The following is a 13,316-nucleotide window of genomic DNA, read 5'->3' as shown; positions in this document are numbered from 1 at the left end:
GCGCCGTTCATCGGCTCGACCAACCTGACAGTTCGCCCGGATGGGCGGTGCTGGAGGGCTGCGTGCAGCAACAATCACAAGGGGAACAGCGGATGAGCAGGCGAAAGCTGGTTGTCGGTAACTGGAAGATGAACGGCCTGCGTGCCCAGCTGGGCGAGGTCGAGGCGATTGGCGGGCTTGCCCGCGATCATGCGGCGGTCGAAGTCGGGCTGTGCCTGCCCGCGACGCTGATCGCGGCGGCGGACGGCGTGAAGGGCGCCGCCTTTGTGGGCGCGCAGGATTGCCATATGAAGAACAGCGGCGCGCATACCGGTTGCCTGTCCGCGGCGATGCTGGCGGAAGCGGGCGCGAGCTGGACCATCGTCGGCCATAGCGAACGGCGGCAGGACCAAGGCGAAACCGATGCCGATATCGCGGCCAAGGCGCTGGCGGCGAAGGCGGCGGGCCTGAAGGTCATTCTCTGCGTGGGTGAGAGTCTGGAGGTCCGCGACGCGGGAAATGCCGAGGCGGTGGTGTCGGAGCAATTGCTGGCATCGTTGCCGGAGGGCGCGGCGGCCGACTGGCTGGCGATCGCTTATGAACCGATCTGGGCGATCGGCACAGGCCGAATCCCGACCATGGAAGCGGTTGCCGCCATGCACGCCGCGCTGCGCGCCGCGCTGGCAAGCCGGATCGGGGCAGAGGCCGATGGAATGCGAATCCTGTACGGCGGATCGATGAATGGCGACAATGCCGCGGAACTGATGGCGATTGTCGATGTCGACGGTGGTCTGGTCGGTGGCGCGAGCCTGACGGCGGAAAAATTCGCCCCGGTGATCGCCGCGGCGGCCTGAAAACGGCCATCCTTTCGTTTCAGGCGAAGTCGTGACGCGCATCACGGCTTTGCCTGAAACGATGCTGGGGCCTGAACGACGCTTGGCGAAGGCGGGCGGTTGCCCCCGCGCCCTATCGTCGCTATGTGCGCGACAACGCACCCTTTACCGGACAATTCGCTAGCCATGTTCACCTTCCTCCTTGTCGTGCAGGCCATTGTTGCCGCTCTGCTGGTCACCGTCATCCTGATGCAGAAGTCGGAAGGCGGCGGCCTGGGCGTCGGCGGCAGCCCGGCGGGGTTCATGTCGGCGCGTGGTGCGGCGGATTTCCTGACCCGCTCGACCACGATTCTGGCGACCATCTTCGTGTCGCTGTCGATCGTTCTGGCGGTCATCGCATCGATCCAGCATCGCCCGAGCGACATCGACACTTCGCTGGTAAAGCAGGCCCCCAGCGCTCCGGCTTCGGCGCCGGCACCGGCGGCGGGCAATAATCCGCCGGCGGGTGCGCCGAGCGGCAACGCCTCCAACGGCGCGGTTCCGCTCGCCAACTAAGCGACTTACCGCTCAATCCGACTTTTTTTGCTCGCGCGTGGATTCGCGCGCTTGCCCAACTCGTTTGTAAAAGGCTAAGCCTCTCCTCCCATGGCGCGGTATATTTTCATCACCGGCGGCGTGGTCTCCTCGCTTGGCAAGGGCCTGATGGCCGCTTCGCTTGCAGCTCTGTTGCAGGCGCGAGGTTTCCGTGTGCGCATTCGGAAATTCGATCCCTATCTCAACGTCGATCCGGGCACGATGAGTCCGTATCAGCATGGCGAAGTCTATGTGACCGATGACGGGGCGGAAACCGACCTCGACCTTGGCCATTATGAGCGCTTTACCGGCGTTTCGGCGCGGCAGTCGGACAATGTGACGCAGGGCCGGGTCTATCAGACCATCATTCAGCGTGAGCGGCGCGGCGATTATCTGGGCGCGACGGTGCAGGTGATCCCGCACGTCACCGATGAGATCAAGGCCTTCGCCTTGGCGGATACCGACGACCTCGATTTCGTGCTGTGCGAGATTGGCGGCACGGTGGGGGACATCGAATCGCTGCCCTTCATGGAGGCGATCCGTCAGCTGCATAATGACCTTGATCGCGGCCAGTCGATCTTCGTCCATGTGACGCTGGTGCCGTACATCGCGGCGGCGGGCGAACTGAAGACCAAGCCGACCCAGCATAGCGTGCGCGAACTGACTTCGCTCGGCATCCAGCCCGATATCCTGCTCTGCCGCTGCGAGCATCCGCTGCCGGAGAGCGAGCGCAAGAAGATCGCGCTCTTCTGCAATGTCCGGCCCGAAGCTGTGATTCCGGCACTCGACGCCAGCAGCATCTATGCCGTGCCCCAGCAATATCATGACGAGGGGCTGGACGAGGAAGTGCTGCGCGCCTTCGGTATCAAGGATGCGCCCGCGCCCAAGCTGGAACGCTGGGACGACATCATGGACCGCCAGCTCAACCCCGAGGGCGAGGTTACGATCGGCGTGGTCGGCAAATATGTCGGCCTGCTCGATGCGTATAAGTCGCTGCATGAAGCGCTGCACCATGGCGGCCTTGCCAACCGGGTGAAGGTCAATATCCGCTGGATCGACGCCGAGCTGTTCGAGAAGGGCGAGGATCTCGCCGCCAGCCTTGAGCCGATGCACGGCATCCTCGTCCCCGGCGGCTTCGGGGTGCGCGGTTCGGAGGGTAAGATCGCCTCGGTCAAGTTCGCCCGTGAGCGTAACGTGCCCTTCTTCGGCATCTGCCTCGGCATGCAGATGGCCTGCATCGAGGGCGCGCGGAACACGGCGGGCATCGAAAACGCCTCGACCACCGAGTTCGGCGAAACCAGCGAGCCGGTCGTCGGCCTCATCACGGAGTGGATGAGCAAGGAAGGCCTGCAAAAGCGCACCGCCGAAACCGATCTGGGCGGCACCATGCGTCTGGGCGCCTATCCCGCCAAGCTCAGCGGCAACAGCGTGGTGTCGGGTATTTACGGTGCGAGCGAGATCAGCGAGCGGCACCGTCATCGCTATGAGGTCAATGCGGGCTATCGCGAGCCGCTGGAAAAGGGCGGCCTGATCTTCTCGGGCATGTCGCCGGACGGCACGCTGCCGGAGATTGTCGAGCGGCCGGATCATTCCTGGTTCGTGGGCGTCCAGTTCCACCCGGAACTCAAGTCCAAGCCCTTCGACCCGCATCCGCTCTTCGCCAGCTTCATTGAAGCGGCGGTCAAGCAGAGCCGGTTGGTATAAGAGAAACGGGGCCGGACTGGCCCCGTTTTTCGTTTCAGCGGACGGTCGGATCGATCATCGGCTTGCCCGGTTCGAAGCGGACCTCGTCCTGAGGCGCTGGGCCGGACATGGAGTGCGGCGGCGTTATCGCCGGGGTGAGTGGAGCGGCATCCTTGGGGCGTTGATCCGGATCGCAACCCGCTGCGCGCAGCTTGGTATCGGCTGCCCCGATCCGCATGATGTCACGGGATGTCGCTCCGATCGCGCCGCCCAGCGTGCTACGGTCGTCCGATCCCGGCGATCCGCCGTTCAGGAATTCCTGCACCAACTGGTCGCATTGCGGCCCCCAGGCGAGTGTCAGCTTGTTGATCTGGCTTTCCAGTGCGGCAGCGAACAGGCCGAGCGTGATCTTCTCCGACCGGAAGGCGGGTGAGACGATATCCTCGGGCGCGTCGCCGCGTTCAACCGCAGCGTGGATGCGGGTAGCCGCACCGTCCTTGAGCGGCTCCAGCGTCGCGATCATGCGGGTGGCGACCTTGTCCCCCGCCATGACCACCCAGACCATCTTGCCCGGTTCGCGTTCCAGTTTGAAATCGGGCATCACGCCTCCCGAACGCGACGGATCGGTGCCTGGCGATCCTGGCTCTCTCCGGACATCCAGCCCCTCAAGCGCAGTCATAACGTCCCTTACCGGTCGTTCGACGTCGCGGGTATAACCGGAATTGAGAAAGCCGCCGAAATAGAGCAGTGCGGCAACGAAAAGGCCAATTGGCAATAAGATGCGCAGCATGAAATCCCCCCTGTTTCCATTGCGATAAGCGGCGGGGGGTTAAGAGACATTGAAGGGAACAAGTTCTTTCCCTGCTGAACGGCGCCCTTGGTCTGGCGTGCAGCGGGTGCAAATGCAGGCGTGACAATGATCCGCAACAAATGTTGTTGCAGCGGCGTCGCATCGCGCTTATATCGCCCTTGCTTCCTTACATCGTCAAACATGTTGGGGTCGCGGGCGGGAGCCTGCGGCGACGGGAGGCCGCACATTTTTGCTTTTTGGAGACTCCATGGCGGACATCGCCGAACTGACAGCCCTGATCGAACCGGAGGTGAAAGCCTTGGGCTTCGACCTCGTGCGCATCAAGCTGTTCGGGTCGGGTGACGAATATACGCTTCAGATCATGGCCGAGCGGCCCGAAACGAAGCAGCTCGTCATCGAGGATTGCGCCACCATCTCCCGCCGCCTCTCGGACGTGCTGGACGAAGCCGACCCGATCGAGGAAGCCTATCGCCTGGAAGTCAGCTCGCCGGGCATCGACCGTCCTCTGACCCGCCTGCACGACTTCATGGAGTGGGCCGGGCATGAGGCGAAGATCGCCGCCACCGAAACCGTCTCCGGCCGCAAGAGCTTCCGGGGCGTGCTGAACGGCGTCGAGGGCGAGAATATCCTTTTCACCGACGCCAAGGCCGGTGCCGTGGTCATCCCTTTCGCGCTGGTCGGGGATGCCAAGCTGATACTGACCGACGCGCTGATTGCTGCTAGTATGCCGCTCTCCTCCGATGGGGCGGACGAGTTCGAAACCGAAGAATAAGGGTTTACGACCATGGCCAACGCCATTTCCGCCAACAAGGCCGAGCTGCTCGCCATTGCGAACAGCGTCGCCAGCGAGAAGATGATCGACAAGGCGATCGTCATCGAGGCGATGGAAGACGCGATCCAGCGTGCCGCTCGTGCGCGCTATGGCGCGGAAAACGACATTCGCGCGAAGCTGGACCCGGACACCGGCGACCTGCGCCTGTGGCGCGTCGTCGAAGTGGTCGAGGCGGTCGACGACTATTTCAAGCAGGTCGATCTGCGTCAGGCGCAGAAGCTGAAGAAGGACGCCGTGATCGGTGACTTCATCGTCGACCCGCTGCCCCCGATCGATCTGGGCCGCATCGACGCCCAGTCGGCCAAGCAGGTGATCTTCCAGAAGGTCCGCGACGCCGAGCGCGAGCGCCAGCATGAGGAATTCAAGGACCGCGTGGGTGAAATCATCACCGGCGTCGTGAAGTCGGTCGAGTTCGGCCATGTCGTCGTGAACCTCGGCCGCGCAGAAGGCGTCATCCGCCGCGACCAGCAGATTCCGCGTGAAGTCGTCCGCGTCGGCGACCGCATCCGATCGGTGATCCTGAACGTACGCCGCGAAAATCGCGGGCCGCAGATTTTCCTCAGCCGCGCGCATCCTGAGTTCATGAAGAAGCTGTTCGCGCAGGAGGTGCCCGAAATCTATGACGGCGTGATCGAGATCAAGGCCGCTGCCCGCGATCCGGGTTCGCGCGCCAAGATCGGCGTCATCAGCCGCGATTCGAGCATCGATCCCGTCGGCGCCTGCGTCGGCATGAAGGGCAGCCGTGTGCAGGCCGTCGTGCAGGAAATGCAGGGCGAGAAGATCGACATCATTCCGTGGAGCGAGGACACGGCGACCTTCGTCGTCAACGCGCTCCAGCCCGCGCAGGTCGCCCGCGTCGTCATCGACGAGGAAGAGGAGCGCATCGAAGTCGTCGTTCCCGACGATCAGCTGTCGCTGGCCATCGGCCGTCGTGGCCAGAATGTCCGTCTTGCCTCGCAGCTGACCGGTAAGGCCATCGACATCATGACCGAGGCTGACGCGTCGGAGAAGCGCCAGAAGGAATTCGTCGCCCGTTCGGAAATGTTCCAGAACGAACTGGACGTCGACGAAACCCTCTCGCAGCTGCTGGTGGCCGAAGGCTTTGGCGAGCTGGAGGAAGTGGCCTATGTCGGCATCGACGAACTGGCCGCGATCGAAGGCTTTGACGAGGAACTGGCGCAGGAGTTGCAAAGCCGTGCGCAGGAAGCGCTCGACCGCCGCGAAGCCGCTGCCCGTGAGGAGCGTCAGGCGCTGGGCGTCGAGGATGCGCTGGCCGACATGCCGCACCTCACCGAAGCCATGCTGGTGACGCTGGGCAAGGCGGGCGTGAAGACGCTCGACGATCTGGCCGACCTCGCCACCGACGAGCTGATCGCCAAGAAGCGCGTCGACCAGCGTCGCCGCCGCAATGAGAGCAATGAGGACAAGGGCGGGATTCTCGCCGAATATGGCCTCAGCGAAGAGCAGGGCAATGAGATCATCATGGCCGCTCGCGCCCACTGGTTCGAAGGCGAGGAAGCGTAAGCCAAGATGCCCTTTGTCGACATCCGTCTGGCCGGAAACGCCACCCGTGAGCAGAAGGCGGCCATCGTCGCCGACGTCACCCAGTCGCTCGTCGAGCGTCTGGGGAAGCCGGCCTCTGCCGTGCAGGTGGTGATTTCCGAGATTTCGACGGAAAATTATGGGTCGGGCGGTCAGCTTATCGCTGATCGCGCGCCTGCGCCCAAGCCTGGGCCAAATGCAGGGGAGGACGCCAATGCTGCGGTCACTTCCCAATGAGAGGCTGAGGCTCTCCCATAGCATTGAGATCGGCATGTCCGCTTCCATAAGGGAGGCGCTGACATGACCGAACGCAAATGCATCCTGTCGGGCGACCGCGCGGACCCGGACATGCTGGTCCGGCTCGCTTGCGGCCCGAACGGTGAAATTCTGCCCGACATCCGCGCCAAAGCTCCCGGCCGTGGCGCCTGGATCGGCGTGTCACGCGCCGAACTCGAACAGGCGCTGGCCAAGGGCAAGCTCAAGGGCGCACTCGCCCGCGCGTTCAAGACCGGCGATCTGCAAATCCCCGACACGCTGCCCGCCCTTATTGAGGACGGTTTGCGCAAGGCTTTGCTCGACCGCTTGGGACTGGAGGCGAGGGCGTCCATGGTCCTCACCGGCTCGGAAAAGATCGACGTCGCCTGCCGCAAGGGGCAGGTCGAGTTGCTGCTCCACGCCGCTGACGCGGCCGCCGACGGCAACCGCAAGCTCGATCAGGCCTACCGCGTCGGGCAGGAAGCGGAAGGTACGGATTTGGCGGGTATCGTCTTGCCTGTGGACCGACACGCCCTATCTATGGCAATGGGGCGGGATAATGTCGTCCATATCGCAGTGACCGACTCGCGTGCGGCGTCGCGTCTGCGTGCGGCCATAGGCCGCTTGGAAAGCTATCTGGGTTGCGCTAACGGAGCGCCGGTGCATGGGGAGCAGGACTCCGCCGGTGTGCTGGGCGCCTAACGTAATCTGTCGGTAGCGGCTTATTGAATGAAGGCGCCGACGGGCCTTGCCGGTCGAGTTGATGTGAAGGGTATAGTTCAGTCGTATGAGTGACAGCAAGGAAGACAAGCCGGTTCTGGGCCGCAAGCCGCTGGGGATCAAGCGCACGGTCGAGTCCGGTCAGGTGCAGCAGCAGTTCAGCCATGGCCGCAAGAATACGGTCGTGGTTGAGGTGAAGCGGCGCCGCATCCTGGGCAAGCCGGGTGAGTCCGGTCACGCTGCGCCTGAAGATCAGGCCGCACCCGCGCCTGTCGCTGCGGCACCGGCTCCGGCCCCTGCGCCGCAGCAGCCCCAGGCCCGCGCGCCGCAACCCGCGCCCGTGCGTCACGCGCCGCCGCAGAGCCTGATGTCGCGTCAGGAATTGCAGGCGAAGCTGCTGCGCGAGGCTGAGGAAGCCCGCATGACCGCGCTGGAGGATGCGCGCCGCCGTGAGGACGCCCAGCGTCTTGCCGCCAGCGAGGAAGAGAAGCGCCGCACCGAGGAAAATCGCCTTGCCGCCGAGGCCGCCGAAGCGGAAGCCGCGCGTCAGGCCGAGGAAGCCGTCAAGGCCGCCGAGGAAGCTGCCAAGGCGCCTGCTCCCGCGCCCGAGCCGGTCGAGGCGCCTGCTGCACCTGCTGCCGCTGCTCCGGTCGAAGCCGCGCCCGCCGCCGCTGCTGCCGAGCAGAAGCCCGCCGCGACGACCACCAGCACCTCTTCGACCGTGCCGCCGCCGCGCCGCTTCACCCCGGTTGCGCCGGTCAAGCGCCCCGAACCGGCCAAGCCGGATCGCGCCAAGCGTGGCGACGACAATCGCCGTCAGGCCGGCAAGCTCACCGTCACCCGCGCTCTGGCGGACGACGACAGCGCCCGCGCCCGCAGCCTCGCAGCCTTGAAGCGCGCCCGCGAGAAGGAACGCCGCGCCCATTATTCGGGCGGCGCCCAGCAGCGTGAAAAGCAGGTCCGCGACGTGGTCGTGCCGGAAAGCATCACCGTTCAGGAACTCGCCAACCGCATGGCCGAAAAGGGCGCGGATCTGGTGAAGGCCCTGTTCAAGATGGGCACCGCCGTCACGCTGAACCAGCCGATCGATCAGGATACGGCGGAGCTGCTGGTCGAGGAATTCGGCCACCGCATCCAGCGCGTGTCCGACGCCGACGTCGAAATCGGCATGGAGGGTGAGGTTGACGCGCCTGAAGCGCTGAAGCCGCGTGCGCCGGTCGTGACCATCATGGGCCATGTCGACCACGGCAAGACCTCGCTGCTCGACGCGCTGCGCGGGACCGATGTGGTCGCGGGCGAAAGCGGCGGCATCACCCAGCATATCGGCGCCTATCAGGTGACGACCAAGGGCGGTGACGTCATCACCTTCCTCGATACGCCGGGCCACGAAGCCTTTTCGGAAATGCGCGCGCGCGGCGCGAACGTCACGGATATCGTCATCCTCGTGGTGGCGGCCGATGACGGGCTGATGCCGCAGACCATCGAAGCCATCAATCACACCAAGGCGGCTGGCGTCCCGATGATCGTCGCGATCAACAAGTGCGACAAGCCCGAAGCCAATCCGCAGAAGGTGCGCGAGCGCCTGCTGAGCGAGGAAATCGTCGTTGAGGATATGGGCGGCGACGTCCAGGATGTCGAGGTTTCGGCGCTCAAGAAGACCGGTCTGGACGAGCTGATCGAAAAGATCCTGCTCCAGGCCGAGGTCATGGAACTGACCGCCAACCCCGATCGCGCCGCCGAAGGCAATGTGATCGAGGCGCAACTCGACAAGGGCCGTGGCGCGGTTGCGACCGTGCTGGTCCGCAAGGGCACGCTCAAGGTCGGCGACACCTTCGTCATCGGCGCGGAGAGCGGCAAGGTCCGCGCTCTGATCAACGACAAGGGCCAGAATGTGAAGACCGCCGGTCCTTCGACCCCGGTTGAGGTTCTGGGTCTGTCGGGTGTTCCGCTGGCGGGCGATCAACTCACCGTCGTCGAGAATGAAGCCCGCGCCCGCGAAGTCGCGGCCTATCGTCAGGAACAGGCGACCAAGAAGCGCACCACGGCGGCTCCGACCAGCTTCGAGCATATGTTCTCGGCGCTCAACACCAAGGTCATCGAATATCCGGTGGTGGTGAAGGGCGACGTGCAGGGGTCGGTGGAAGCGATCGTGTCGTCGCTGAACAAGATCTCGACCGATGAGATCAAGGTCCGCATCCTGCATTCGGGCGTCGGCGCGATCACCGAAAGCGACGTCACGCTGGCTGCCGCCAGCCGCGCGCCGCTGATCGGCTTCAACGTGCGTCCCAATGCCAAGGCGCGTCAGCTGGCGGAACGCGAGAAGATCTCGCTGCGCTATTATGACGTGATCTACGACCTGCTCGAAGAGGTTCGCGGCGAAATGGCGGGCCAGCTGGCTCCAGAGCGCATCGAAACCATCGTCGGCCGGGCCGAGGTGCTTCAGGTGTTCCCGGCGGGCAAGAAGGACAAGGCAGCCGGTCTGCTCGTCCTCGACGGCATCATCCGCAAGGGTCTGGCCGCGCGCCTTACCCGCGACGATGTCATCGTGTCGCGCACCCACATCGCCTCGCTGCGCCGCTTCAAGGACGACGTGTCCGAAGTCCGCGCCGGTATGGAGTGCGGTGCGGTCCTTCAGGATACGAACGACATCAAGGTCGGCGATACGCTCGAACTGTTCGAGGTCGAGGAACGCGCTCGCACGCTGTAATGTAGGAAAACCCTCCCTCCGAAGGGAGGGGGGAGTTTTTGGCTATGGCTCAACAAAATGAAGGCCCCTCTGTCCGTCTGCTCCGCGTGGGCGAACAGGTGCGCCACGTCCTGTCCGACATCCTTCAGCGCGGCGATGTGCATGACGATGTGCTGACCAGCCATGTCGTCAGCATCACCGAAGTCCGCATGTCGCCCGATCTGCGCCATGCAACGGTTTTCGTGAAATCGCTGCTGGGGCAGGATGAGCAGGCGGTCATCAAGGCCCTGCGCACCAACACCGCCTATCTCCAGCGTGAGGTCGCGACCCGCGTGCGCCTGAAATATGCGGCGAAGCTCAAATTCCTGGCCGATGAGAGCTTCGATGAAGGCAGCCATATCGACAGGCTGCTGCGTGATCCCAAGGTCGCCCGCGATCTGGAAAAGCCGGACGAAGGCGAGTAATCCCGTCGACGTGACGGCGCGGCCCGGCTAACAGCGTCTTTCCCGCAGGCGAGGCAAAAGGGGCAAGGGGCATGAAAAGGATCGGGATTTTCGGGGCCGCAGCTTTGGCGCTTGCGTCACCGTTGGCGGCGAAGGAAGCGGCGGTCCATCCCGCCGTCATCAGCGATCCCGCCCCCGACGCGACCTATCCAGCAGGCATGAGTGCCTTCGTCATCCCCTCCGAAGACGGCGCACTGAACGCGGTGCTCTACACCGCCGCAGGTTCGGGCCTGCACCCGACGCTGCTGCTGCTCCACGGCTTCCCCGGCAATGAGCAGAATCTGGACCTTGCCCAGGCGGCGCGTCGCGCCGGGTGGAATGTGCTGACGCTCCATTATCGCGGTAGCTGGGGCAGTCCGGGCGGCTTCTCCTTCACCCATGCCTCGGAAGATGCGTGGAATGCGCTGCAATTCCTTCAGCAATCGGCCAATGTCGCCAGATATCGCATTGATACCAGCGCCATCGTCGTTGCCGGGCACAGCATGGGCGGCTTCATGGCCGCCGATGTCGCCGCCGCGGAACCCCATGTCGCGGGCCTGTTCCTGATCGATCCCTGGGACCCGGCCGAAACCGTCACTGCTCTCTCCTCTCCGCAAGGCGAGGCGGCATGGAAGGAAGAAGTGGCGGGCGACCTCCCGCCGCTCAAGGGCGCCACTTATGAAAGCCTGACCGGAGAAATTCGCGCCAATGGCGAGAAATTCGACCTCGGCCGCCAGCTTGTCGGCTATGGCCGCCGTCCGCTGACCATCATCGGTGCGGAACGGGGCATCGGCTCCATGGCGCGCAAGGTCACGGCTGATGCGCAATCCGCCAATCCCGACGCGCGGCTGATGGTCTGGCCGACCGACCACAGTTTTTCCGACAAGCGCATTGCGCTCGCGGATGCGCTGGTTCGCTTCCTCAAGCAGATCGCGCCCATGGCACGCTGATGGCCAAGCTCTATTTCTATTATAGTTCGATGAATGCGGGGAAATCGACGACCCTGCTGCAATCCAGTTTCAACTATCGCGAACGGGGCATGGAAACCATGCTCTGGACCGCCGCGATCGACGACCGCTACGGGCAGGGCCTGATCGTTTCGCGCATCGGGCTGGAGGCGGAGGCGCATCTGTTCGACGCGGCGACCGACATGTTCGCCGGTATCGCAGCCCAGCATGCCCAGACCCCGCTGTCCTGCGTGCTGGTCGACGAGGCGCAGTTCCTGAACACGGCACAGGTCTGGCAGCTTTCCGCCATATGCGACCGGCTGGGCATTCCCGTCCTCTGTTATGGCATACGCACGGATTTTCAGGGGCAATTGTTCGAGGGCAGTGCGGCGCTGCTGGGGCTTGCCGACACGCTGACGGAGATCAAGACGATCTGCGAATGCGGGCGGAAGGCGACGATGAACCTGCGCGTCGACGGGGAGGGGCGCCCGATCCGCGAGGGGGAGCAGACCGAAATCGGTGGCAATGACCGCTATGTCGCTCTCTGCCGCCGTCATTTTGTTGAGCGGCGTTCGGGCAACTGATTTGTCTTAAAGTGTCGCATCGGCCTCCCGGTCGGGCGGTCGGCTTTCTATCTTCGCGTCATAAGGATAGAGCACCGGGGGTTCTGCTCTCCTGAAGCTGGAGAAGAACCATGAAGACATTGATCGCTTTTCTCGCCGCGCCGCTGCTGGCGGCGGGGGCCATGGCATCCGCCGCGTCGCCGGAAGCCTCGATCCCTTTCGTCAACCATGGCGGAGTCTGGAACTGGCAGGCGGACGGCTCGCACGGCCTTTATGTGCAGGACCAGCATCGCCGCTGGTATTATGCGAAGCTGATGGGCAATTGCTTCGACCTGCCTTTCGCCAATGCCGTGGGCTTCGAGACGCGCGGGATCGACACGCTGGATAAGTTCGGCACGGTGATCGTGCGCGGCCAGCGTTGCCCGATCATGAGCTTCACGCTGAGCTACGGCCCGCCCGTGAAGGCAAAGAAAGGCTGACAGCAGGCGGCGCTCCCGGTAGAGGCCGCCGCCATGCACGGCTGGATCATCATTGACAAACCCCATGGGCTGGGATCGACACAGGCAGTGAGCGCGGTGAAGCGCGCCCTGCGCCAGAGCGGCGCGGGCAAGTGGAAGGTCGGCCATGGCGGCACGCTCGATCCGCTGGCGACCGGCGTGCTGCCGATCGCGATCGGCGAGGCAACCAAGCTTGCCGGACGGATGCTGGACAGCGACAAAATCTATGATTTCACTGTCACCTTCGGCGTCCAGACCGATACGCTGGACCTTGAGGGCAAGGAAATCGCGCGCCACGACCATCGCCCGGCGCTGGCCGATGTCGAGGCGATCCTGCCGCGCTTCACCGGTCCCATCGAACAGGCGCCGCCCGCCTATTCCGCCATATTGATCGACGGCCAGCGGGCCTATGATCTCGCCCGCGCCGGTCAGGATGTGGAGATGAAGACGCGCGCCGTCACCATCCATGCGCTCACCGTGACGGGCCAGCAGGCCGAAGGGCAGGGCTTGGCCTCCGTCACGCTGACCGCCCATGTTTCCAAGGGCACCTATATTCGCAGCCTTGCCCGCGACATTGCGCTGGCGCTTGGCACGGTGGGCCATGTCACCATGCTCCGCCGGGTGAAGGCGGGTCCGTTCACCCTGGAATCCGCGATTTCGCTGGACAAATTGGACGAAGCTGCTAGGGGCGGCGGCTTCGGTGGTCTTATGCTGCCGTTGACCGCAGGGCTGGACGACATCCCGGCTCTTGCAGTCTCTCCCGACGATGCGCTGGCTCTCCGACAGGGGAAGGTGCTTGTGGGGAAACCGCATACCGGCCTCATGCTGGCGATGGAGGGCGACACGCCCGTCGCGCTGGTCGAAGCCAGTGGCCCGGAAATCCGGGTGGTGCGCGGCTTCAATCTCTAGATGT

At 64.3% G+C, this 13,316-nt stretch carries 14 protein-coding genes; 13 read left to right on the top strand and 1 reads right to left on the bottom strand.

Translation table 11 applies throughout. The features are described from left to right. Positions 1-92 precede the first annotated feature (92 nt). From tpiA to HUK73_RS08090, 3 genes are all read left to right on the top strand, one after another. Complete coding sequence (tpiA, locus tag HUK73_RS08100; protein ID WP_176591448.1) at positions 93-833, top strand: triose-phosphate isomerase; 741 nt, start codon at positions 93-95, stop codon at positions 831-833. A gap of 165 nt (positions 834-998) precedes the next feature. Next, positions 999-1,367 carry a preprotein translocase subunit SecG gene (gene secG / locus HUK73_RS08095; RefSeq protein ID WP_176591447.1) on the top strand — a complete coding sequence of 123 codons (369 nt, stop codon included), beginning with the start codon at positions 999-1,001 and terminating at the stop codon, positions 1,365-1,367. 90 nt (positions 1,368-1,457) lie between these two features. Beyond that, positions 1,458-3,089: a CTP synthase gene (locus HUK73_RS08090; protein WP_176591446.1), complete on the top strand. Its 1,632-nt coding sequence runs from the start codon at positions 1,458-1,460 to the stop codon at positions 3,087-3,089. 34 nt (positions 3,090-3,123) lie between these two features. Here the strand turns inward: HUK73_RS08090 and HUK73_RS08085 are convergent, their stop codons facing one another. Further along, positions 3,124-3,858: a hypothetical protein gene (locus HUK73_RS08085; protein WP_176591445.1), complete on the bottom strand. Its 735-nt coding sequence runs from the start codon at positions 3,856-3,858 to the stop codon at positions 3,124-3,126. A gap of 268 nt (positions 3,859-4,126) precedes the next feature. On the opposite strand from HUK73_RS08085, the gene rimP reads away from it, so the two are divergent. From rimP to truB, 10 genes are all read left to right on the top strand, one after another. Beyond that, positions 4,127-4,651 carry a ribosome maturation protein RimP gene (gene rimP, locus HUK73_RS08080; RefSeq protein WP_176591444.1) on the top strand — a complete coding sequence of 175 codons (525 nt, stop codon included), beginning with the start codon at positions 4,127-4,129 and terminating at the stop codon, positions 4,649-4,651. A gap of 12 nt (positions 4,652-4,663) precedes the next feature. Beyond that, positions 4,664-6,235, top strand: coding sequence for a transcription termination factor NusA (gene nusA / locus HUK73_RS08075; RefSeq protein WP_176591443.1), 1,572 nt, complete (start codon positions 4,664-4,666; stop codon positions 6,233-6,235). Positions 6,236-6,241: 6 nt separating this feature from the next. Continuing rightward, a complete protein-coding gene (locus tag HUK73_RS08070; RefSeq protein WP_176591442.1) occupies positions 6,242-6,490 on the top strand; it encodes a 4-oxalocrotonate tautomerase family protein in 249 nt (82 codons plus the stop codon). Between the two features lie 63 nt (positions 6,491-6,553). Further along, a complete protein-coding gene (locus tag HUK73_RS08065) occupies positions 6,554-7,210 on the top strand; it encodes a DUF448 domain-containing protein (protein ID WP_176591441.1) in 657 nt (218 codons plus the stop codon). Positions 7,211-7,295: 85 nt separating this feature from the next. Next, positions 7,296-9,935, top strand: a complete 2,640-nt coding sequence (gene infB, locus HUK73_RS08060) for a translation initiation factor IF-2 (RefSeq protein ID WP_176591440.1) — start codon at positions 7,296-7,298, stop codon at positions 9,933-9,935. Positions 9,936-9,979: 44 nt separating this feature from the next. Continuing rightward, a complete protein-coding gene (gene rbfA, locus HUK73_RS08055) occupies positions 9,980-10,378 on the top strand; it encodes a 30S ribosome-binding factor RbfA (RefSeq protein ID WP_176591439.1) in 399 nt (132 codons plus the stop codon). Between the two features lie 71 nt (positions 10,379-10,449). Continuing rightward, entirely contained in the window at positions 10,450-11,346 is an 897-nt protein-coding gene (locus HUK73_RS08050) for an alpha/beta hydrolase (RefSeq protein ID WP_176591438.1), read from the top strand. Then, positions 11,346-11,927 carry a thymidine kinase gene (locus HUK73_RS08045; protein ID WP_176591437.1) on the top strand — a complete coding sequence of 194 codons (582 nt, stop codon included), beginning with the start codon at positions 11,346-11,348 and terminating at the stop codon, positions 11,925-11,927. The genes HUK73_RS08050 and HUK73_RS08045 overlap by 1 nt, the downstream gene beginning before the upstream one ends. 110 nt (positions 11,928-12,037) lie before the next feature. Continuing rightward, on the top strand, positions 12,038-12,385 hold the full coding sequence (locus HUK73_RS08040) for a DUF6491 family protein (RefSeq protein WP_176591436.1): 348 nt from the start codon (positions 12,038-12,040) through the stop codon (positions 12,383-12,385). Positions 12,386-12,418: 33 nt separating this feature from the next. Further along, positions 12,419-13,312, top strand: coding sequence for a tRNA pseudouridine(55) synthase TruB (truB, locus tag HUK73_RS08035; protein WP_176591435.1), 894 nt, complete (start codon positions 12,419-12,421; stop codon positions 13,310-13,312). The last annotated feature ends 4 nt before the right edge of the window (positions 13,313-13,316 follow it).

This window comes from Sphingobium sp. EM0848, from assembly GCF_013375555.1.
Taxonomy (GTDB): Bacteria; Pseudomonadota; Alphaproteobacteria; order Sphingomonadales; family Sphingomonadaceae; genus Sphingobium.
This window is presented reverse-complemented; position numbering and strand designations above follow the sequence as displayed.